This is a genomic window from Caballeronia sp. HLA56 (genome assembly GCF_054655155.1).
In genome coordinates this window covers 275,563-296,233 of record NZ_BAAHOB010000004.1, presented here as the reverse complement: position 1 = coordinate 296,233, position 20,671 = coordinate 275,563, and the positions used below count along the sequence as shown (strand labels likewise).

Below are 20,671 nucleotides of genomic sequence, written 5' to 3'. Positions count from 1 at the left end.
TAAACCCCTAGCTTAACCAAAATTTATGACCGACGGTGCGTTACATATTGAGTCGTTCGGCGATTCGGCACGTACATTAGCGTTCATTCGATCAAGATGTTTTTCCCCAGGAGTCAGTTCATGTCCGTCGTCATCGACACGCACACCCACGCCATTTCCGCGGATTCGACGCGTTATCCGCTTGCGCCGGTGGGCGGTCATCAATCCGAGTGGTCGGCGAAGCGGCCCGTCACATATGGTGAGCTGCTCGACTCGCTGGATGCGGCGGGGATCGACCGTGCCGTCGTGGTGCAGGCATCGACGGTCTACGGCAACGACAATAGTTATGTGGTGGACGCGGTGCGCAGTCATCCCGACCGGTTCGCGGGCGTGTTCTCGATCGATGTGCTGGCCGACAACGCCCTCACTCAGATGCAGCGTTGGCTCGATGCCGGTCTTTCCGGTCTGCGCCTGTTCACGACCGGTAGCACGATGCCCGGCCAGGCCGGCTGGCTCGACGACGAACGCTCGTTCCCGGTCTGGGACTACGCGCAAAAACACGGCGTGTCTATCTGCCTCCAGATGACCGCGCAGGGTATTCCGGCGCTGCTGAACATGCTGTCGCGTTTTCCGGCCGTGCGGGTGCTACTCGACCATCTCGCGCGGCCGGAACTCGCGGGCGGGCCGCCGTACGAGGCTGCTGCTCCGCTGTTCAGCCTTGCCGGGCATCAGGGCGTGTTCCTGAAACTCACGAATCGCACCATCGCGGAAGCCGCGCGCGGCGCCTCGACGCCTGCTGCGTTTTTCCCGCGCGTGCTCGATGCATTCGGTGCGCATCGCATTGCGTGGGGCTCGAATTTTCCGGCGGCCGAGGGTTCGTTGCCTCAACTGTTCGCCGATGCAAAGGCGAGCCTGTCGATGCTGCCCGTCGACGCTCAGGAAGCGATTTTCGGCAGCACCGCGCTGAACGTCTATCCGTCGCTTGCCGCGTAAACCCTTCTCAACGAATCCGTCTGGCCGATTGTGATCATGGAAACAACGACGAATCATGCAGCGCCGCTCAGGATCGCGCTGAAGTCTTATCCGCACACGCGCGCGATCATTGCGGGCGAACTGCGCGATCCCGCAGTCAATCTCACGTTCGAGGAAGTCGAGCCGATTCATCGCGCATTCGCGCCAATGGCACGCCATCAGGCCTTCGACATCAGCGAAATGGCAATCGTCACGTATCTGCAGGCGAAGGCCTACGGCAAGCCCGTCGCGCTGTTGCCGGCAGTCGTCGCCGCGCGTTTCCAGCAAGGCTGCATCATCCATAACGCACGGCGCGGCAAACTCGATGTGACACAACTCGCGGGCAAAACCGTTGGCGTGCGCGCCTATACCCAGACGACTGGAATGTGGGTGCGCGCGATTCTCGGTGACACTTATGGCGTGCCGCTCGAACAGGTCAGATGGGTCACTATCGAAGGAGCGCATGTCGAGGAATACCGCGATCCGCCCTTCGTACAGCATCTCGATGGAAAACAGTTATTGCCGATGCTGCGCGATGGCGAGATCGACGCTGCCATTCTCGGTAACGATCTGCCCGACGAAGCCGGCCTCGAACCGCTGATTCCCGACGCCGCCGCCGCTGACCGCGCGTGGTACGACACGCACGGTTACGTCCCGATCAATCACGTCGTAGTGGTCAAACAATCGCTGGTCGAATCGCAGCCGCAGGCGGTTCGTGCGGTGTACGACTTACTATGTCGGGGGAAAGCCTCCGTCGCGAAGGATAGCGCCGGCAAACCCGACAAGCTGCTGTTCGGCTACGACGCACTGCGCGGACCGCTCGAAGAAACGATCGCTTATTGCGAGAAGCAACGACTTCTGCCACGCAAACTGAGCGTCGACGAGATCTTCGCGGACACCATCGGCATACTGGGCGACCTTGCGCGCTGAAGACGTCAGGATCGGCGCCGATGCGCATACATCGTTCCGGGCGAGTCCGAACTCGCCACGGCAATACAAAGGAGACACAATGAGCCTGCCCGGCAATTCAGCCACCCAACCCAAGGCACGTCGCCCGTTCTATCGCGATCTGTCCTTTCAGGTGATGGCCGGCATGGCGCTCGGAGTCCTGACCGGCTACTTCTTTCCGAAGTTCGGCATCGATCTTCAGCCGGTCGGCGACGCGTTCATCCGCGTCATTCAGATGCTGATCGGACCGATCATTTTCTGCACCGTATGCAGCGGCATCGCGGGCGTGAAAGACTTCAAGAAGGTCGGCCGCGTCGCCATCAAGGCGCTTGTCTATTTCGAAGTGGTGACCTCGCTCGCTCTCGTGATCGGACTCGTCGTGATCAACGTGCTGAAGCCGGGCGCGGGCATGAACGTCGATCTGCACAGCATGCATTCGAGCGCCGTCGATGCGTATATCGGCCACGCGCATCATGTCGTCACGACGAGCGAGTTCCTCCTCAACGTGATCCCGCACACCGCCATGAGCGCATTCACCGGCGGCGATGTCCTTCAAGTGCTGTTCTTCTCGGTGCTGTTCGCCTTCGGTCTTGCCGCCATCGGTGAGCGCGCCGCGCCGGCAATGGCGTTCATCGACTCGATATCCGGTTCGCTATTCTGGATCATCGGCCTGACGATGAAAGTCGCTCCGCTCGCCGCGTTCGGCGCGATTGCCTATACCGTCAGCAAGTTCGGTTTCGGCACCCTGCTCTCGCTCGGCAAACTGGTGCTCGAGTTCTATCTGACGTGCGCAATCTTCATCGCGCTGATCCTCTGGCCGATCGCAAGACTCAACGGCTTCAGCCTGCTGCGGCTGATGCGGTACATCGGCGCGGAATTGCTGCTCGTCATCGGCACGAGTTCGTCCGAGACCGTTTTTCCGCAACTGATCGACAAGCTCGAACGGCTCGGCTGCGACAAGTCGGTTGTCGGCCTCGTGCTGCCTACCGCTTATACCTTCAATCACGACGGTACATGTTTGTACTTCGCGACGGCGGCCGTGTTCCTCGCACAGGCGACCAACACGCCATTGAACTGGCACGACCAGCTGGTGCTGCTCGCCGTGCTGCTGCTGACCTCAAAAGGCGCGGCGGGCGTATCGGGCGCGGCGATTGCCGTGCTGGCGGCCACGCTCGCGGCATCGAACACTATTCCGGTCGAATCGATCGCATTGATTCTCGGCATTCATAAGGCCATGTCGAGCGGATTCGTCTTTACCAATATCGTCGGAAACAGCGTGGCCACGATCGTCGTTGCAAACTGGGAGAAAGCGCTCGATCGCAAGGCATTACGCGACGAACTCAGGACGGGATTCAAGTCGGTCGAACCCGTAACGTCCGGCCGCCTCGGACAGACTCATCACTGAATATGCGCGCTGCCGCTTCGGCTCGTCGAAGCGGCAGATCGATGAAGGTTCGACGCATGGGAATCTCTCATCGCATATTCCGTTAGTCGTACTGATCACCAGAACAGAGACCGAAACACGCATCGTCCAGGTTTCGGGAACTCGAACATAAAAAAGGAGACACGAAATGAGTAAGCGGGTTTGGAGAACCTTTGGATTAAGCATTGCCGCGACGGCGGCGTCACTTTCCGGATCGTCCGTGCAGGCGCAAACGAGCATCAGCCTCTATGGCACGGTCGACGGTGGCGTACGCTTCCAGAATAACGCGGCCAAAGGCGGCGGCTCGGTCTACACAATGAATTCGAATGGCTATTTCAGCTCTAACAAGCTCGATTTCGGTGGACGAGAAGATCTCGGCGATGGATGGAATGCGCACTTTCTGCTCGAGAGTGGCTTCAATCTCGGCAATGGCGCCTTCGATAACACCACCGGCACTGAATTCAACCGTCAGTCGTTCATGGGCATCGGCAATAAAAAGTACGGTTCTCTCGACATGGGACGCCAGTACACCATCGCGCACGACATCATCAGCATTTACGATCCGTATGCCTTCCACTTCACGCCGATTATTCCGTTGACGCAGGCATCCGACGGAACGCGCAACAATAACTCGGTGAAGTACAAGAATACCTTCGGCGCCCTGCTTTTCGAGGCAGACAACTCGTTCGGTGGCGTTGCTGGGAATTTTTCGGGCGGTGCGACACGCTCGGTAGGCGTGAGCTATGCGCAGGGACCGTTTTCCGTCGGTGGCGTGTATGGACATCGGAGTATCGCGACCGGCACGACCAGCACGACGTATGTTGGCGACACGTATTACATGGGCGGTGCGGCGTGGCAGATCGGACCGGTGCGCCTTTCGGGGGGCTTCATGTCGGAAGACCAGGAAAACCCGGCATCGCCGCACGCCGTGACGAACAACGGCTTTGGTGGTCTGACGTGGAACATTACGCCCTTCCTGATTTTTCGCGGCGCTTACTATCAGACTGTCGTATCCAATGACAAGGCGAGCCGGCGCGGATTGTCCGTGGTGACGCTCGCGTATCTGCTATCCAAACGAACCACGCTATACGCCGAAACGGACTACACCTCTTACAAGCACGCAGTAGTGAGTACGCTGAATCCGGCAGGCGTGCCTCGCCAGACAGCCGTGACGATCGGCATCGATCACTTGTTCTAAAACGATTAGGGAACCACCACATGATCATCGACATCCACGGCCACTACACCACAGCGCCGAAGGCGCTAGAAGCCTGGCGCAACCAACAAATCGCAGGTATAAAAACCCCATCAGAAAAGCCCAAAGTCGCAGATCTGAAAATCTCCGATGAAGAACTGAAAGAGTCGATCGAAGCAAACCAGCTCCGCCTGATGAAAGAACGAGGCCTGGACCTGACAATCTTCAGCCCAAGGGCCAGCTTCATGGCCCACCACATCGGCGATGCCGAAGTCTCGCAAACCTGGGCCGCCATCTGCAACGAACTCTGCTTTCGCGTAAGCGAACTATTTCCCGATAACTTCATCCCCGCGGCGATGCTGCCGCAAAGCCCCGGCGTCGACACTAGAACCTGCATCCCCGAACTGGTGAAGTGCGTCGAAGAATACGGAAACGTGGCGATCAACCTGAACCCCGACCCCTCGGGCGGCCACTGGACCAGCCCGCCGCTGTCGGACCGCTACTGGTATCCCATCTACGAAAAGATGGTCGAGTACGACATCCCCGCGATGATCCACGTGAGCACGAGCTGCAACGCCTGCTTCCACACCACCGGCGCGCATTATCTGAATGCAGACACAACGGCGTTCATGCAATGCCTGACCTCGGACCTGTTTCCGCGATTTCCCGTCGCTCAAGTTCGTGATCCCGCACGGCGGCGGCGCCGTACCCTATCACTGGGGGCGCTTCCGTGGCCTCGCGCAGGAAATGAAAAAACCGCTGCTGAAGGACCATCTGCTCAACAACATCTTCTTCGATACCTGCGTCTATCATCAACCTGGCATCGATCTGCTCACACGCGTGATCCCCGTCGACAACATCCTATTCGCGAGTGAGATGATCGGCGCGGTACGCGGCATCGACTCGGAAACGGGACACTATTTCGACGACACCAAACGCTATGTCGAAGCGGCCAGCATCGAACCCGAAGCGCGCTACAAGATTTACGAAGGCAATGCACGGCGCGTCTATCCGCGTCTGGACGTGCCACTCAAGGCAAAAGGACTGTGATCATGTATGAACTCGGTGTGGTGTATCGCAACATCAATCGTGCCGACGGCGACGTCGCGCAAAAGCTCGTCGAACTCGGCTCGGCCACAGTGCACGAAGCCATGGGCCGCGTCGGCCTCATGAAGCCCTATATGTGCCCCATCTATCCGGGCGCGCAGGCCGGCGGCACGGCCGTCACCGTGCTGCTGCAACCCGGCGACAACTGGATGATGCACGTCGCCGCCGAACAGATTCGCCCCGGCGATATCGTCGTGGCCGCCTGCACCGCCGACAACACCGACGGCTTTTTCGGCGATCTGCTCGCAACCAGCTTCCAGTCGTGCGGCGCAAAAGGGCTCATCATCGACGGCGGCGTGCGCGATGTGCGCGTGCTCAAGGAAATGGATTTCCCCGTCTGGAGCAAGGCCATTTCGTCCAAAGGCACGGTCAAGGCGACGCTCGGCTCGGTCAATATCCCGGTGGTGTGCGCGGGCGCGCTCGTGACCCCCGGCGATGTGGTCGTCGCGGACGACGACGGCATCGTGGTCGTGCCCTCGGCAATGGCCGCAAAGGTGCTGGAAAAAGCCGCCGCCCGTGAAGCGCTGGAAGCCGAAAAGCGCGCGAAGCTCGCGGACGGCGTGCTCGGACTCGACATGTACAACATGCGCGGACCGCTCGAAAAGGCCGGCCTGCGGTATATCAACTGACTAAACGCAATTCTCTGCTTTCAGAATCAGCTTCCAGTCGCTTTGGCTGACGGGCTGTCGCTTAAACGGTGATCATTCGGTAAAAACTTGGCAGCTAATCCGTTTGGCTCGCCAGTGTGCGGAGAGTTGAAAAGATCCCGCGTTAGAAAGCGCATTTAGCCCTCGCAACTGCCCTACGCTTACATTCCGCATTGTCGGTGTGCATGACCTAGTGGGGGCCCGCTCGGCGCTGTCTAACCGGGCCGACCAGTTTATATGTCGGTGCGATCCTTTATCTCTCATACTGGTCGGTCGACGCCCTACGGTCAAAAGTTATCCAAAAAAGCTCTGTTTCTGCTAGATGAGCGGGATTTCAGAAACGCCGCGATGCCAGATACCGCATCCGGCTCCTCACGCCCCCAAAGTGTGAGAACGTTGCCATAAAGCTCTTCAGTTTTGAAGGAGTGGATTGCGCGCGTGGTAATCTCCTACCAGCCCGTGGCGATATCAGTGCCGCAGAAGCGATACGCTTTGTGAAAACAGCCTGGATTTTTACCGACAACGATTGCAAGTCAATGGCCCCAGTTAGCCTGAACGATGTTGCCCGCGCTGCGGGTTGCTCGGCGTCGACCGTGTCGCGCGTGCTGCGCACGCCGCATGTCGTGCGGGATGAGGTCGTTCAGCGCGTACTCGCGGCTGTGCGCAAGCTCGGCTACACGCCGAACAATGCCGCGCGCGCTCTGCGTTCGCGCCGCACTCGCATGATCGGTGCGGTTCTCCCAACGCTCGAGCACGCCATCTACGCCCGCTTGGCCAATGCGCTCGAAAGCCGTCTCGCGACTGAGGGGTATTCGCTCATCGTGACTACGTCGGGATTCGACGTTCGGAAAGAACTCGAACAAACGCAACTCATGATCGAGCGCGGTGCGGAGGGGGTGGTGCTTGTCGGTGACGCGCACGAGCAAGCGCTATACGAATTTCTCAGCTTACGAAGCGTGCCCTACATCAACACTTATGTGTATGCGCCGCAGTCGGTTCATCCATGTGTTGGCTTTGACAACAGCCGCACCGCGAAACAGATTGCGGAATATCTGCTAAGTCTTGGTCACCGGGACATCGCCATGCTGACCGGCGTTCGCAAGGACAACGACCGCGTGCGCGCTCGTATCGAAGGTGTCGAGGAAGCGCTTACGGAACATGGACTGCGGATTCCACGCGAGTACGTCATCGAAGGCACTTACGCCATCACGTCGGGCCGCAATGGGATGCGCAAGCTGCTGAATTTACCAAAGGCGCCTGAGGCCGTGATCTGCACGAGCGATATCCTGGCGTTCGGTTGTCTCGCTGAATGCATGGCAGCAGGAATCTCGGTCCCGCGGGACCTGTCGATTAGCGGCTTCGACGATCTCGACTTCGCCGCGCATCTGAGCCCGCCCCTCACGACGATGCAGGTGCCTGCCGCTGAAATGGGAACCCAAGCGGGTCAGTTTCTCGTCGACACCTTGGAAGGACACTCACCGCTCGATAGCGTCGAACTGGAAGCGCGCCTCGTAATTCGCGGCACGACGGGACCAGCCAAAGCTGTCGCGAGGCGCCGGGCGTAACTAACGAACGCGAGGGATCATCGATCAGGGCGGCGCAGCATCATCGTTGTCGTCCTGCCCGTCTGCACGCATTCGCCGCGCTGATTGAATACCTCGATTGCCAACACGACGATGCCACGGTCGGGCCGTGATGTTTCGCGCTTTGACTCGACGCGCATGACGGCGGTGATCCGGTCGCCGCTCAACACCGCGCGCTTGTAGTCCCACGCGAGCGAGACGGTCGCCACAGCCCGGAGTCGCCACGCGCAGCGCATTTTCATGGCATCGACGAGCGCCACGATCAGCAGACCATGCGCAATGCGCCGCTCGAATCCAAGCGCCCGCGCCGCCTCGTCGTCGGTATGAACATCGTAGAAGTCGCCGCCAACGCCGGCGAACGCGACGATGTTGGCATCGCCGATGCTCACACCACCCAGATCGATGCTGTCGCCCGACTCGAGATCCTCGAAGTGCCGTCCGGCTTCGTTCATCGGTCCGCCACCCATTTGAGAATATGCTCCGCCACGCATACGAGCGCACCGCCCTGATTCACGATGCGAATCTCCGCCACCGTCCGGCGCCGCTCAATGTCCACCTCACGGACGGTGTATGTCAGCCCGAGCGTGTCGCCGGCAAAGACCGGCAGCAGAAAGCGCACGTGGTCATAGCCCAGCGAAACCGGCGTTTCCCGTGCACGAACGCCCTGCACACGCTCGACGATCGCCGTGGAACAGGCCGACATGAACGCGACCATCATCGCGCCGTGTGCGATCACGCGGCCGTAGGCGCTTACCGACATTGCCGCTTCGTCAACGTGATTGGGCGAGTAATCCCCGCTCAGCTCCGCGAATGCGCGAATGCTCTCGGCACTTAGTTTCCGCTCGAGAGAGACGGTGTCTCCGGCCGCCAGATAAAACCCTTTGGATACGAGCGTACCGGTCGTCATGCAGACACCTCAGCCCGGACGATGCCGCGTCCCGACACGACGCCCGCCTCGGAGAGCGCCTGAATGTCGGCGTCGCCATAGCCGAGTTCCCTGAGAATCTCCCGGGTATCGTGGCCAATCTCGACCGCGAGGTGGCGTACAGGCGGCGGCGCACCATCGTAGCGCAACGGATGGTTGACGAGCGTAGCCTGTCCTTTCTTAATGTCGACTGTCTCGAATACGCGATTGTGCACGGCCTGCGGATTCTCGCGAAGATCGCTGTAGTCTTGCACAGGCGCCCACCACATCTGCTTCGCATCGAGCGCGTCCGCAAGCTCGTCAAGTGAAAACTGCGCCACAGCTGCGGCCGTGGCGCGCGCATACGCATCGCGCTCTTCGTAGGGATTGCAGTGTGCCAGGGCACGCAACCCGTCGTTGTCTAGCGCCTCAGCGAAAACCTCTGGAGGGTTGAGCGAGATGGCGACTGCACGTCCGTCGGCGGTGCGGTAGATGCCGTACGGGGCCTGATGAAACCATGTCGCGAGGTGCGCGTCGCGCTCGAACACGCTCGCATCCTTGTGCGCGGTCAGATAGTTCGTGATGGCTTCAGCCTGCAGATCGATGCCCGCATTGAACAGATTGCCTTCCACGCGCGTGCCCTTGCCCGTTTTCATGCGCTTGACGTAGGCACCCAGAATGCCCATAGCAAGCAACGCACCGCCGTGCTGGTCGCAGATCGCCGCGCCTACCGCCGTCGCACCGTTTGCGGACGCCGAAACGAGCCCGGTGCGAGCCTGGATCATCAGATCCTGGCCGGGCATATCACGCATTGGCCCTGAACCGCCGAATCCGCTAGCCGAAGCATAAATAATGTCTGGCTTGCGTGCCTTGATGGTTTCGTAACCGAGTCCAAGCCGGTCGAGCACCCCGGGCCGAAAGTTTTCGACAACAGCATCGGCCTGATCAATCAGCTTCAATGCGATGTCGCGCCCTTGCGCAGACTTGAGGTCGAGCGCAATGACACGCTTGTTTCGATTAGCGCAGAGAAAGAACGCACTGACGTCCTCGACAAAAACCCCTGCGCCCGACCAGTGCCGCTCGTATGCTCCCTTCAGCGCTTCGATCTTGATGACGTCGGCCCCCATGTCGGCCAGATATTGTGTCGATGCCGGACCCTGCAGATAGTGGCAAAAGCTGACGATGCGCATGCCATCAAGCATTGCTGTCTCCTGATTTCGATGTGACGGTATAGGCTGGGTCATTGAGTCGGCGTCGGCGCAAGGGGTGGAAGCGATGACGCGGTATGCACCGCGCGCACGCTGCTCGCCAGCGCCACGGCCACGACGAGCGCCGCGCCCATGAAAAGATAGGACGATGCGGGATCGCCCGTCAGACCCGTCAGATAACCGACCGCATAGGAGCCAAGGAACGAGCCGAGCGCGCCGATACTGTTAATGAGCGCGAGTGCGCCGCCCGCCACGGTGCGCGGCAACACTTCGGGTGCGATCGAGAAAAACGGTGGGAAAACGACATACATGGAAATGCCGGCCAGCGTGAGCAACGCGAACGAAAGCCAGAAGCTGCCGTTGCCGACGAAATACAGAGCGAAGAACGCCGCCGAGGCAATCGCCAGCGGCACGGCGACGAATACCTTGCGGTTCTGCATGCGGTCCGACATCCACGCGACCGGCAGCATGCACACCACCGCGCCGAAGTACGGCACAGCCGAAAGCCAACCCGTGTTGACCATGCTCAGAGTCGCTCCGTGCCGCAAGATGGAGGGCAGCCATAGCAGAAATCCATAGAAGCCGAGACTCTGAAAAAACAGCACGCCGGTAAGCTTCCAAACGGTCAGCGACTTGAACGCTTCACGATAGTTCTTGACCGGCGCGAGGTCCTTCTGCTCTTCGGCGAGCTGGTTTTCGAGCGCGGCTTTCTCGGCATTGGTCAGCCAGCTCACCTGCGAAGGCCGGTCGCGGACCACGGCGATCCACACAAAAGCCCAGACTACCGCAGGCAAACCTTGCGCAATGAACATGGCCCGCCAGCCCCATGACTGCACCATGTAGCCGGACACTACCGACATCCACAAGATGGTCGCAGGATTACCGAGCAGGAAGATCGTGTTGGCACGAGAGCGTTCGCGCCGCACGAACCAATTCGACACGTAGACGAGCATGCAAGGCATCACTGCTGCTTCGACGATACCAAGCGCGAAGCGCACCGCCATCAGCATGGGAATGCTCGTCACGACACCGGTCAGCGCGGCCAGGCCGCCCCAGGCGATCAGGCTAAAAAAGATCAGACGCCGCACGCTGCGACGCTCGGCATACATGCCGCCGGGGACCTGGAAAAAGAAATACCCCAGAAAAAAAAGCGAGCCGAGTAACGACGAAGTCGAATGGCTGATACCGAGATCGCGGTCGATGCCCGCCGCCGCAGCGAAGCCGTAGTTCGCGCGGTCAAGGTAAGCGAGGCTATACGTGATGAACGCCACCGGCAGGATGGTCCACCATCTTTTGATGGGAAGTGGTGTTGCGGACATCGATCGTCTCCTGTGTACCGGACTGTTGTGTGTGGTTCGACGGCGCATTGACCTGATCCGCGCCTCTGACAACGATTGCAGACACAGTAGGCCTCGATTGGCATCGTTGTCAACGAATTTGGGAAGCCTTGTGCCGAGGTGAAAACCCTAGCTTGGCACAAAACCCTTTACTGACGGGCGCTTCAGACTACGCTGCCCCACTGCCGAACTCCCTGCACTTGCCACTGAGAGATTTTTACGTCAAATTGGCAACGTTGTCATTTTTGTCAGTAGCTGCGCACCCCCTATGGCCGGAGAAGACATGAACGATTGGTTGAATGACGGAATCGATGCCGCAGTGGCAAAAGTGATCGCGCAGGTGCATCGCGGAGGCGATTTTCCCCATATCACTCAGGACGGCGAATGGTGCTACACCCCAGACGGTGTCTGGACGGGAGGCTTCTGGGCCGGACTGGTCTGGCTGGGCTACGAGTTGCGTGGCTCGGACGAATTACTGCGTTCGGCCCGGTTGCTGACCGACCGACTTTTGCCCCGCGCAGCGGACGCCGTCAATCACGATCTCGGTTTCATGTTCTATCCGAGCGCGATCAAAGGCTGGCGCTTGACCGACGACGAAAGTTATCTTCGCGCCGCACTGACCGCGGCCGACAGCCTTGCCGCACAGTTCAATTCAAGCGGGGGATTCATTCCGGGCTGGGGGTTCTTCGGCGGCGAAGATTGGTCCGGATCCGTGTTGGTCGACACACTCATGAATTTGCCCTTGCTCGTCTGGGCCGTGAATCACGGCGCAGACTCCCGGCTTCTGGATGTCGTTCATCGCCACGCACGGACCTCGCTAGCCAATCATTTAAGACTAGACGGCTCCGTGTATCACGTCTACCGCTTTGATCCCGTCGATGGCACCCCGCTCGGCGGTGACACTTACCAGGGTCTCGACGCGTCAAGCGCCTGGTCGCGCGGACAAGGATGGGCACTCGCCGGGTTTTCGATGCTTGCGGACATGACCGGCTCACCCAACTATCTGGAGGCAGCGCGACGTGTCGCGGCATTCATCGATCGAAATTTGCCGCCTGATCGCATTCCGCCATGGGACTACACGGCAACGGGGGACGCGACGAAGGATTCCTCGGCGGGCGCCATCACCGCGTATGGCCTCATCCGCCTGTGGGAACTCACTGCTGACTCGCATCATCTCGAACTCGCCGAAGCCATACTTGAAGCGCTGTGCGCGCGATGCCTCGCGCAGCCAGAGATCGCGCCGGTGCTCGCCCATGCGACCGCCGATCTTCCACACGGACTGGGCATCGACGAATCGACCATCTACGGGGATTATTATTTCCTCAAGGCGATGGTCGCTCTGCGCTGCATTCGTGCGGAGCGCGCAGATCCGGCGCTGATACACGCATCGAACGCCTAACAGGAGACCCGGAAATGGAACTGATCTCGCAACAGCGCTTCGATGGCGTGACAGTACTGACGCTCGACCGCCCAGAACGTCTCAACGCACTAAGCAAGCCGCTTCTCAAACGCCTCGATGAAATATTCGTGGAGCTTGCATCAGATGAGCGAACACGCGTGGTCGTCATCACCGGCTCAGGAACAAGGGCGTTTTCGGCAGGTGCGGACATCGAAGAACAGCGCGGCTTCTCCCCGGAGGACGCGTACGCGCATATGCGCTGGGGCCAGGCAATCTTTGACCGCATCGAAACACTTCCCAAGCCCACGATCGCTGCGCTCAATGGTGTCGCACTCGGCGGCGGTCTCGAACTCGCAATCGCCTGCGATATGCGATTTGCAGCGGATACAGCACGGCTTGGCACCCCTGAGATCACACTCGCCAGTTTTCCTGGCTGGGGCGGCACGCAACGACTTCCGGCGTTAGTAGGAACGTCTCGCGCGTTCCGGATGATGTATTCCGGTGAACTCATGTCGTCGCAATGGGCATACGAGGTTGGACTCGTCGACGACGTCGTGAACGCGACCGCTCTGATTGACCGCACGCTAACTGTCGCGCATTCGATAGCGCGACACTCGAGCGAAGCGCATGCCACGCTCAAAGCAGTGGTTCGCGCCGGGCTGATAGAAGGTCGCGCGGTCGGTCTTGCAAGAGAGGCCAGTGGAGTAGCGAAGCTTTGGGGAAGTCCCGCGCAGCAAGCCGCACAGGAGGTCTTCTTCGCGAGGAAAAAGCACTGATAGCCCGTTATTAGGCCGACCGACGCGCGAGGTGACAAGGACGCTCCGCTTTCAGATGCCTATCCTAAAGCAATATCCAGGCGCTCTTCCGTGCCCGTCGCTTTGCTGCTCCTCGCGACTCACTCCTGACCGCGCAGTTCGCAGGCGCAGCAGCAGCCGTGCGGTTAAGAAACGGCGATACTGTGACGGATGCGTCGATCGAACGTTGACTTTGAATCGCTACGTACACATTCCGGAACTTCGGGGCGCGCTGCCGCCGCGGCCCCTTCCGTTGTCGCCGAAAATCAAGCCGATGCCGTTGCCCTCTGACGATTGACGCACTGATTGTCCTTGCCCGCGACCATCGGCGTCAGGACGAAATTGAACTCAATTTCCTTGTACGCATCTTCCTTCAATCCGAGCGCTCGGCCGCCGGTCTTTTCGATCACCGGCGGAATCAGGTCTTCGCGCGTGGCGTAAGCGAAGTCGTCCCAGATGAGCGGATCGCCTTCGATATTGATCTGCGTCGTCAGCTTACGCAGGCCATCGCTAGTTACGAAGAAGTGCACGTGCGCCGGACGATTGCCGTGCCGCGCGAGCATGTCCAGCAAATGTTGCGTCGAGCCGTGCGGCGGGCAGCCGTACCCCACGGGCATCAGTGTACGGAACTCGTAGGTACCGTCGCCGCCCGTGCGCACCGAGCCGCGTAGATTGAACGGGCTCTGCGCGCCGGTCGGATCGAAATGCGAATAAAATCCGTTCGAATTGGCGTGCCAGCATTCGACCACTGCGCCCGCGACCGGCTCTCCGTCCGGTCGTGTAACCGTTCCGCGGATGACTAGCGGACGGGCGTTGGGATCGACGTCGAGATCGATTTTCGACATGCCGTCGCGCACCGGCGCACCGCCCACGTACAGCGGACCTTCGATGGTGCGCGGCGTGCCACCATCGATTTCAGCCTGTTTGTCGGCGGCGTCCATGCGGATGTCCAAAAACTTTTCCAGGCCGAGTCCTGCAGCGAGCAAGGCGGCTTCGCCATCCTGCCCGAGTTTATTGATGTAGTTGACGCCAGCCCAGATTTCATCGGGCGTCATCTCGAGATCATCTATAGCCTTGAACAGATCGCTCAGGAGTCGATGCGTGATCTGCTTTGCCCGCGCATTGCCGCTTTCGCTGTCGAGATTTGTCGCCGCCCTAAGCAGGTCCTGCACTTCCTTATTGGCAAATACTTTTGTGTTCATGGTTTCTGTCTCCGCTGATATTGGGGGTTTTTTCTAACGCTCACACTCATGCATCGCCGTCACGGACGGACGATGGATGACGGCATAACGGTGTCACCGAAATTTTCATGTAAGGAAAAAGCGGCAAGGCGGTTAAGATGTCGTGCAGTTCCGCATTGCTCTCGACATCAAAGATGCTGTAATTCGCATACTCGCCCGCAATGCGCCAGATATGACGCCACTTGCCGCTTAACTGAAGCTCCTGCGAATAGGCTTTCTCGCGCGACTTAATTGCATCAGCGAGATCGGCGGACATGTCGGGTGGAAGGTGCACGTCCATTCGTACTTGGAAAAGCATTGTCGGGTTCCTGTTGATTATTTGCTGACTGTCTTCAGTCCGTCTCGCGTGAAGCGCTTGAGCCTTTCTTCGTCCAGTTCAATGCCGAGGCCCGGACCGTTCGGCACAGTCAGTTCAAAATCGCTGTAATCGAGCGGCTGCGTGACGATTTCCTCGGTAATGAGCAACGGTCCGAACAACTCGCTTCCCCATTGCAGATTCGCGAAGCTGGCAAAGAGATGCGCAGAAGCCGCCGTACTGAACGCGCCTTCCAACATTGTGCCGCCGTACAGTTCGATGCCAGCTGCATCCGCAATGGCCGCCACACGCTGCGCGGCGAACAAACCACCGCTCTGTTCGATCTTGATTGCGAATACATCCGCGCCCGCGTGCTTCGCGATCTCGAAGGCGCTGTCCGGACCTTGCAAGATTTCATCCGCCATAAGCGCGACGGGAAAGCGGCGCATCAGACGTGCGAGCGCCGCGGCTGACGCAACGGGTTGCTCGACGAGTTCGCAGCCCACATCGGCCAGCGCAGGGATAGCCCACGCTGCCTGCGTCTCGCTCCACGCCATGTTGACATCGACGCGCACAGCGCCTCGATCGCCGAGTTCCCGCTTGATTTGCGCGACGTGCGCGATGTCGGTCCTGAGGTCTTTCGCGCCAATCTTGAGTTTGAATACCTTGTGCCGGCGTGCGTCGAGCATGCGCTCCGCTTCCGTGATGTCCCTCGCGGTGTCACCAGACGCGAGCGTCCATGCCACGGGTAGACGCTCGCGCCTGCGGCCGCCGAGCAGTTCACTCAAGGGTACGTTCAGCCGCTTGCCGTGCGCATCAAGCAAGGCGGTTTCTAGCGCGCTCTTGGCGAAGTGATTCACCTTCACCAGTTTGCCGATGTACGCCATCGTGTCCTGAACACGCGTCGCATCGCGACCGATAGCAGCAGGTGCCAGATAAGCGTCGATCGCGAGTTTCATGGACTCGGGGCTTTCCGGACCGTACGCCATTCCCGCGATGGTCGTGCCCTCCCCGACGCCGACTACACCATCGCTGCAAAACACCTTCACGAGCATTAGCGTCTGCCCGTGCATGATTGCGACCGAAAGCTTGTGAGGGCGAATTGTGGGCAGATCGACAAGACAGGTTTCAATACGCTCGATTGTTGCGTGAGTCACAGCAAACCTCGCAGGGGTATGGCCGAATTGCGGAGTGTCTCGAGGTCGAGCGGTTTGCGCGCTGCAATGAGGCGCTTGCACACGCCGATGTCTCGGCCCGCGTTGACGCTGGCCACGGCCTCGAGCTGACGCGCGTCGTTCAGGCCCAGCACGCTGAACGACCCGCTCGCCAGATCGCCACGCGTGATTAGCATGTTCTCGGCATGGAAAAGCCCGAGCGTCTGCAGGTTGCAGTCGTACTGATCCGACCAAAGCCAAGGAATGTCCGCATAGTGCTCGTTGCCACCCAGCATGTTGGCCGCAGCGACTACTGGCTGATTCTCTGCCACTTGCCAGGATTCCACACGCACATGCCGTCCGAGCCGCGGATTAAAGTGCAGGGTGACCTCGCCTGCAGCGAAGATGGACGGATCACTGGTTCGACATTGCTCGTCCACGACAATGCCGTTTTCAACTGCGAGTCCCGCTTGCACAGCTAGCTCGGTATTTGGGACCACGCCAATCCCTATTACGACGACATCTGCTTCGATCGCCCCTCCGTCGGTTTCGACCACCGTACCGACTGCACTGTGGCGTACAGCGAGCGCTGTCGTACCCGTGCGCACGTCCACACCTTTCGAAACATGCAAGCCGTGAATGAACTCCGCAACAACACGTGGAGTCGAGCGCATGAGCAGACGCTCAGCGGGTTCGACAAGCGTGACCGCGCAACCAGCCATCGTCGCCGACGCCGCCACTTCCAGTCCAATGAAACCGCCACCGATCACCGCAACACGCCGGCCCGCCACCAGCGCCCGACGAAGCGCTCGCGTGTCCTCCACCGTACGGACGTAATGGAGCTTAACCCCCGCATCGACATGGCCAGGAAACGGACGAACGCGCGACCCCGTAGAAAGCAGCAGACGCTCATACTCGATGCGCGCGCCATCTTTCAATACGACGCAGTGCTCCGCGCGATCTATGGCCTCAACACGCACGCCGAGCCGCATGTCGATACGCGCTGCGTCGTACCACGCAGCATCGCGAATAAAAATACGCTTCTCGCCGTCCTCGGACAGCAGCGCGCCTTTCGAAAGCTCCGGGCGATCGTAGGGCAACACGGATTCGTCGCCGACCACGACAACCGATATATCCGCATCCTTTTCGCGTATGGACTCGGCAGCGCGCCGCGCTGCATGCCCTGCGCCGACAATCACGAAAGGCCTAGTCGACATGGATTTCGACCTGTCCATCGACGATGCGAATGGGGTACGCGCGTACGGCTTCGGTCACCGGTGCACAACGGGGGGCGCCGGTGCGGATATCGAAAAGCCCTTGATGCAGTGGACATTCCACGCATCCGTCTTCAACAAAGCCTTCCGACAGACGCGCATGCCCGTGCGTACACAAATCGTGCAACGCAAACACTTCATCGCCTATGCGGAAGACGGCAACCGGTTTGTTGTCCGCAACGACCGCAACCGGCTCGCCTTCTGCGAAGTCATCGAGATGGCCGATGACCTGCCACGCATTCGAGAGCTGTTCCATATGGGTCCCTTAGATCGGCGTTGCAAGCAGTGTTTGTACGCGAGACGTGTCGTAAATTACGCGCTTCGACTGATAGCGCAAGCCATCAGGCGTGCGCACGACGCGATCGAAATACTTGCCAGCCTGATATACATTCGACTCGCCGTTGGTGCGCGTCTGGATGACTACATAGTTGCTTTCGGTTTCGATCACGCCGTCGTTCTCGCCCGTGACTGTGAGACCCGAGGTCATATGCCGGTAGCTATGCTCTTCGTAGATATTTGCGTGACGCAGCGACACCACGCGGTCGCGCAACATTTTCTGGTTCGTGCAATAGATGATGCCGATGGGCAAGCCCATGTCGGCGTTTTCTTTCGGCACGATCTCGTAGGTGCAGTCCTCGGTGAAGAGCGTGGGCCACTCTTCGAGCCGGTCGTTATCGAGTGTATTGATGTACTGATCCTGCAGCATGTGCAGTTCGAACCACAATTTCATCTGTTCCATGGCGGCAGTCTCGTCTCAATATCCCATCAGCTTCTGATACCCTACCCAGAACTTGCGGATCAGGCTTTCAGTGATCACCGTGTCCTGCTGGTCCGGGTTGCCGCGCGACATTTCGATCACTGAGGTCGCATCGGCATCGCGCACGGTGCCGCGCTGCACGAGTTCGGTCGCTTCGGTGTCTTCCATCGAGATATAACCGGCCGGTCCGACCAGATTCGCCTGCTTGATACGAAGCTCGCGTAATTCGGGCGAATCGTCCGCATAACCGAAGAAGTGGAAAATTAGTTCGAAATTGTTCGGACCTTTTGGCAGCAACTGACGCGCGACCAGCGTGTTGTGAATTTGCTGGATGACAAGTTGCGGGAAGATCGGCTGAATATGATTGGTCGTGTCTTCTTCGTATTCGGAGACGAGGCCGAGAATCGAATCGTCTTCCAGCGCGAAGCCTTCGTCGAAGGATCGGATGTTCTGCTGCTTATACGCCGAGGAAGTGTCCTCGCCCGTTTTCGTCACCGTGATGATGCTGTGCAGACCATGCGTTGCATCCGGAATCGAACGCGCCTTCATGCCGACGCGGAAGATATTGAACGTGGTGTGGAACAGGTGCAGCATGCTCGCGTGGTACGGGTCTTTCACGTTCTCGAAGTACAGCTTCCAGTTCGACTTCGAGTATTGACGCGTGCAGCCGAGATATTCAATCGGCTTATGGAAAATGCGGTCGATCCACGGACGCATTTCCGAACCAAGGTACTCGGGCAGCGGCGCGACTTCATCGCTGAAGCTCGCGAACACGAGGCCCTTGTAGCTGTCCACGCGCAATTGCCGCAAGCTATGGTTCTTCGGATTGAAGTCAGCGGGCATACCGGTCATGCCCTTCTGACCGCGCCGGAACGGCACGCCGAGCAGATTGCCGCTGTTGTCGAAACTCCACTGGTGGTACACGCACGTATGGGATGTTGCATTGCCGCGCGACTTGCGACACACGGAAGCACCACGATGCGCACAACGGTTCACCCACGCGGCGAGGCCGCCGTTTTCGAGGCGCGTAACCACCACGGGTGTATCGCCTACAAAGGTGCTTTTGAAGTCGCCCGAACTGGGAATTTCCGCTTCCAATGCGACAAAATTCCAGGTAGGACCGCGGTAGATGCGCTCCTGTTCACGGTCATACACGGCTTGCGAACTGAAGACTTTGTAGGGGATCCGCGAGCCGTCGGCATGCGGGAATTCAACGTAATCCGAGTCGTTCGGATGTTGCGGGCGATAGACCAGTTCTGCCGTGTCCACGGAGGTTCTCCAGTTGCGGGGTGCCGTGCTCGAAGGGGCACGGTGTCATCACATTTTTGTAGAGAGACAATGGTGGGTCTAGCCACCAAAAACGACGCTGTATCACGTACTATCCAAAAACGGCAGCTTTATGCATCGAATGCCCAGACCGTGATCGACGGTACGATTTCCACTGTTCTTTTGCGCCCTTCATGTCCACGAACTTCTTCGCACCCCACGCTTTGCGAAGTCATCGACTCTTCGAATCGAATGATCTCGACGAGACGCGTGATCTGATTTCGCGCGTGATGCAGCCCCATGTGCTGCAGCCATCGGGGCGGGATCGCGGGCGCTCGTTCATGGACTTCGTAAAGGTAGGACGGCTCGGGCTCGGCGCCATCTCATTCGGCGTACCCATGCACGTCGATGTGCAGTCGGTCGATGGCTACTATCTGTTGATGTTCTGCGTGTCGGGTCACGCAACGGTGCGCACGGTCGATACCACGCTCAATGTCGACGACACGCACGCCGTGCTTTGCGCGCCGGGGCAGCCATTCGATGCCTCGCTCTCGGCCGACTGCGAGCAATTCGTGCTTCGCATCGACTCGGATGCGTTCAATCGCGCGAGCCATGGAGCCGGCGCGTCACTCGCGCCGGGACTGTCGATCGACAGCCCTGCTTTCCAGGGGTGGATGCATCAACTGCGGGCGCTGACAAGTTCGCGCGAGCTGCTCGAATGCGTGCGTGCCAATGCGCAAATCGCGAGGCAAATGGAAGGTTTGCTGATCGACATGCTCGCTGATGCGCTGCCCTATACAGCAGCGGCACATGGAGCCATCGCGCCGGCATTTTTGAAGCGGGCCGAAGAGTTCATTCGCACACACGCCAGCGACGATCTGCAGCTGGAGGACATCGCGAACGTGGCTGGCGTCTCGCCGCGCACGTTGCGAGACCGCTTTCAATCCGTGCGCGGCGTAAGCCCCATGCAGTTTTTACGCGATGTGCGTATGCAGCAGGCGCGTGATGCGTTGCTCGCAGCCGAACCCCACGCGCGTGTCTCGGATATCGCGCTGGCGTGCGGCTTCTTTCATCTAGGACGCTTCTCGATTGCGTACGCCAAGGTCTTCGGCGAGTTGCCCTCGGAGACGCTGCGCAAGCGTTGAGGCC

General features: G+C 59.5%; 20 protein-coding genes and 1 pseudogene. 10 read left to right on the top strand and 11 right to left on the bottom strand.

The window, feature by feature from the left end; genetic code table 11:
- Positions 1-120 precede the first annotated feature (120 nt).
- The 7 genes and pseudogenes from ACYQ47_RS17440 (at position 121) to ACYQ47_RS17410 (ending at position 7,875) form a co-directional block, all read left to right on the top strand.
- The gene (locus ACYQ47_RS17440; RefSeq protein ID WP_459906174.1) at positions 121-972 is read left to right on the top strand and encodes an amidohydrolase family protein; all 852 of its coding nucleotides are present in this window, start codon (positions 121-123) and stop codon (positions 970-972) included.
- A 36-nt stretch (positions 973-1,008) separates the two neighbouring features.
- Positions 1,009-1,920 carry a substrate-binding domain-containing protein gene (locus ACYQ47_RS17435; RefSeq protein ID WP_459906173.1) on the top strand — a complete coding sequence of 304 codons (912 nt, stop codon included), beginning with the start codon at positions 1,009-1,011 and terminating at the stop codon, positions 1,918-1,920.
- A 79-nt stretch (positions 1,921-1,999) separates the two neighbouring features.
- On the top strand, positions 2,000-3,343 hold the full coding sequence (gene dctA / locus ACYQ47_RS17430; protein ID WP_459906172.1) for a C4-dicarboxylate transporter DctA: 1,344 nt from the start codon (positions 2,000-2,002) through the stop codon (positions 3,341-3,343).
- Positions 3,344-3,509: 166 nt separating this feature from the next.
- The gene (locus ACYQ47_RS17425; RefSeq protein WP_459906171.1) at positions 3,510-4,559 is read left to right on the top strand and encodes a porin; all 1,050 of its coding nucleotides are present in this window, start codon (positions 3,510-3,512) and stop codon (positions 4,557-4,559) included.
- A 20-nt stretch (positions 4,560-4,579) separates the two neighbouring features.
- Positions 4,580-5,606, top strand: a pseudogene (locus tag ACYQ47_RS17420) (amidohydrolase family protein).
- Between the two features lie 2 nt (positions 5,607-5,608).
- Positions 5,609-6,292, top strand: coding sequence for a 4-carboxy-4-hydroxy-2-oxoadipate aldolase/oxaloacetate decarboxylase (gene ligK, locus ACYQ47_RS17415; protein ID WP_459906170.1), 684 nt, complete (start codon positions 5,609-5,611; stop codon positions 6,290-6,292).
- A 443-nt stretch (positions 6,293-6,735) separates the two neighbouring features.
- Complete coding sequence (locus ACYQ47_RS17410; protein WP_459906169.1) at positions 6,736-7,875, top strand: LacI family DNA-binding transcriptional regulator; 1,140 nt, start codon at positions 6,736-6,738, stop codon at positions 7,873-7,875.
- Between the two features lie 17 nt (positions 7,876-7,892).
- Here the strand turns inward: ACYQ47_RS17410 and ACYQ47_RS17405 are convergent, their stop codons facing one another.
- From ACYQ47_RS17405 to ACYQ47_RS17390, 4 genes are read right to left on the bottom strand one after another with little or no spacing between them, the layout of a single operon-like run.
- On the bottom strand, positions 7,893-8,345 hold the full coding sequence (locus tag ACYQ47_RS17405) for a MaoC family dehydratase (RefSeq protein WP_459906168.1): 453 nt from the start codon (positions 8,343-8,345) through the stop codon (positions 7,893-7,895).
- Positions 8,342-8,800 carry a MaoC family dehydratase gene (locus ACYQ47_RS17400; RefSeq protein ID WP_459906167.1) on the bottom strand — a complete coding sequence of 153 codons (459 nt, stop codon included), beginning with the start codon at positions 8,798-8,800 and terminating at the stop codon, positions 8,342-8,344. The genes ACYQ47_RS17405 and ACYQ47_RS17400 overlap by 4 nt, the downstream gene beginning before the upstream one ends.
- On the bottom strand, positions 8,797-9,999 hold the full coding sequence (locus ACYQ47_RS17395) for a CaiB/BaiF CoA transferase family protein (RefSeq protein WP_459906166.1): 1,203 nt from the start codon (positions 9,997-9,999) through the stop codon (positions 8,797-8,799). The genes ACYQ47_RS17400 and ACYQ47_RS17395 overlap by 4 nt, the downstream gene beginning before the upstream one ends.
- Before the next feature lie 38 nt (positions 10,000-10,037).
- On the bottom strand, positions 10,038-11,324 hold the full coding sequence (locus ACYQ47_RS17390; RefSeq protein ID WP_459906165.1) for an MFS transporter: 1,287 nt from the start codon (positions 11,322-11,324) through the stop codon (positions 10,038-10,040).
- A 301-nt stretch (positions 11,325-11,625) separates the two neighbouring features.
- On the opposite strand from ACYQ47_RS17390, the gene ACYQ47_RS17385 reads away from it, so the two are divergent.
- Together ACYQ47_RS17385 and ACYQ47_RS17380 are read left to right on the top strand one after the other, a co-directional pair.
- Entirely contained in the window at positions 11,626-12,741 is a 1,116-nt protein-coding gene (locus ACYQ47_RS17385) for a glycoside hydrolase family 88 protein (protein ID WP_459906164.1), read from the top strand.
- A gap of 14 nt (positions 12,742-12,755) precedes the next feature.
- Positions 12,756-13,517 carry an enoyl-CoA hydratase/isomerase family protein gene (locus ACYQ47_RS17380; protein ID WP_459906163.1) on the top strand — a complete coding sequence of 254 codons (762 nt, stop codon included), beginning with the start codon at positions 12,756-12,758 and terminating at the stop codon, positions 13,515-13,517.
- A 284-nt stretch (positions 13,518-13,801) separates the two neighbouring features.
- Here the strand turns inward: ACYQ47_RS17380 and catA are convergent, their stop codons facing one another.
- Genes catA through andAc form a run of 7 tightly spaced genes read right to left on the bottom strand, consistent with a single transcriptional unit; the run spans position 13,802 to position 19,525 of the window.
- Positions 13,802-14,737 (bottom strand): catechol 1,2-dioxygenase, encoded by a 936-nt coding sequence (gene catA / locus ACYQ47_RS17375; protein ID WP_459906162.1) that lies wholly within the window; start codon positions 14,735-14,737, stop codon positions 13,802-13,804.
- A gap of 46 nt (positions 14,738-14,783) precedes the next feature.
- Positions 14,784-15,074 (bottom strand): muconolactone Delta-isomerase, encoded by a 291-nt coding sequence (catC, locus tag ACYQ47_RS17370; RefSeq protein ID WP_459906161.1) that lies wholly within the window; start codon positions 15,072-15,074, stop codon positions 14,784-14,786.
- 17 nt (positions 15,075-15,091) lie between these two features.
- A complete protein-coding gene (locus ACYQ47_RS17365; protein ID WP_459906160.1) occupies positions 15,092-16,228 on the bottom strand; it encodes a muconate/chloromuconate family cycloisomerase in 1,137 nt (378 codons plus the stop codon).
- Entirely contained in the window at positions 16,225-17,442 is a 1,218-nt protein-coding gene (gene andAa, locus ACYQ47_RS17360) for an anthranilate 1,2-dioxygenase system ferredoxin--NAD(+) reductase (RefSeq protein ID WP_459906159.1), read from the bottom strand. The genes ACYQ47_RS17365 and andAa overlap by 4 nt, the downstream gene beginning before the upstream one ends.
- On the bottom strand, positions 17,432-17,755 hold the full coding sequence (gene andAb / locus ACYQ47_RS17355; RefSeq protein ID WP_459906158.1) for an anthranilate 1,2-dioxygenase ferredoxin subunit AndAb: 324 nt from the start codon (positions 17,753-17,755) through the stop codon (positions 17,432-17,434). The genes andAa and andAb overlap by 11 nt, the downstream gene beginning before the upstream one ends.
- Before the next feature lie 9 nt (positions 17,756-17,764).
- Positions 17,765-18,238, bottom strand: a complete 474-nt coding sequence (gene andAd / locus ACYQ47_RS17350; RefSeq protein ID WP_459906157.1) for an anthranilate 1,2-dioxygenase small subunit AndAd — start codon at positions 18,236-18,238, stop codon at positions 17,765-17,767.
- A gap of 15 nt (positions 18,239-18,253) precedes the next feature.
- Entirely contained in the window at positions 18,254-19,525 is a 1,272-nt protein-coding gene (andAc, locus tag ACYQ47_RS17345) for an anthranilate 1,2-dioxygenase large subunit AndAc (RefSeq protein ID WP_459906156.1), read from the bottom strand.
- A 191-nt stretch (positions 19,526-19,716) separates the two neighbouring features.
- Here andAc and andR point away from each other — a divergent pair, with 191 nt between their 5' ends.
- Positions 19,717-20,667, top strand: a complete 951-nt coding sequence (andR, locus tag ACYQ47_RS17340) for an anthranilate 1,2-dioxygenase regulatory protein AndR (protein WP_459906155.1) — start codon at positions 19,717-19,719, stop codon at positions 20,665-20,667.
- Positions 20,668-20,671 lie beyond the last annotated feature (4 nt).

Excerpts from the sequence above, each read along its gene's own strand:
- catA (WP_459906162.1), bottom strand. The coding sequence starts at position 14,737 with ATGAACACAAAAGTATTTGCCAATAAGGAAGTGCAGGACCTGCTTAGG.
- ACYQ47_RS17395 (WP_459906166.1), bottom strand. The coding sequence starts at position 9,999 with ATGCTTGATGGCATGCGCATCGTCAGCTTTTGCCACTATCTGCAGGGT.
- ACYQ47_RS17385 (WP_459906164.1), top strand. The coding sequence starts at position 11,626 with ATGAACGATTGGTTGAATGACGGAATCGATGCCGCAGTGGCAAAAGTG.
- dctA (WP_459906172.1), top strand. The coding sequence starts at position 2,000 with ATGAGCCTGCCCGGCAATTCAGCCACCCAACCCAAGGCACGTCGCCCG.
- ACYQ47_RS17425 (WP_459906171.1), top strand. The coding sequence starts at position 3,510 with ATGAGTAAGCGGGTTTGGAGAACCTTTGGATTAAGCATTGCCGCGACG.
- ACYQ47_RS17390 (WP_459906165.1), bottom strand. The coding sequence starts at position 11,324 with ATGTCCGCAACACCACTTCCCATCAAAAGATGGTGGACCATCCTGCCG.
- andAa (WP_459906159.1), bottom strand. The coding sequence starts at position 17,442 with ATGTCGACTAGGCCTTTCGTGATTGTCGGCGCAGGGCATGCAGCGCGG.
- andAb (WP_459906158.1), bottom strand. The coding sequence starts at position 17,755 with ATGGAACAGCTCTCGAATGCGTGGCAGGTCATCGGCCATCTCGATGAC.
- ACYQ47_RS17440 (WP_459906174.1), top strand. The coding sequence starts at position 121 with ATGTCCGTCGTCATCGACACGCACACCCACGCCATTTCCGCGGATTCG.
- andR (WP_459906155.1), top strand. The coding sequence starts at position 19,717 with ATGTCCACGAACTTCTTCGCACCCCACGCTTTGCGAAGTCATCGACTC.
- ligK (WP_459906170.1), top strand. The coding sequence starts at position 5,609 with ATGTATGAACTCGGTGTGGTGTATCGCAACATCAATCGTGCCGACGGC.
- ACYQ47_RS17405 (WP_459906168.1), bottom strand. The coding sequence starts at position 8,345 with ATGAACGAAGCCGGACGGCACTTCGAGGATCTCGAGTCGGGCGACAGC.
- ACYQ47_RS17380 (WP_459906163.1), top strand. The coding sequence starts at position 12,756 with ATGGAACTGATCTCGCAACAGCGCTTCGATGGCGTGACAGTACTGACG.
- catC (WP_459906161.1), bottom strand. The coding sequence starts at position 15,074 with ATGCTTTTCCAAGTACGAATGGACGTGCACCTTCCACCCGACATGTCC.
- andAd (WP_459906157.1), bottom strand. The coding sequence starts at position 18,238 with ATGGAACAGATGAAATTGTGGTTCGAACTGCACATGCTGCAGGATCAG.
- ACYQ47_RS17400 (WP_459906167.1), bottom strand. The coding sequence starts at position 8,800 with ATGACGACCGGTACGCTCGTATCCAAAGGGTTTTATCTGGCGGCCGGA.
- ACYQ47_RS17435 (WP_459906173.1), top strand. The coding sequence starts at position 1,009 with ATGGAAACAACGACGAATCATGCAGCGCCGCTCAGGATCGCGCTGAAG.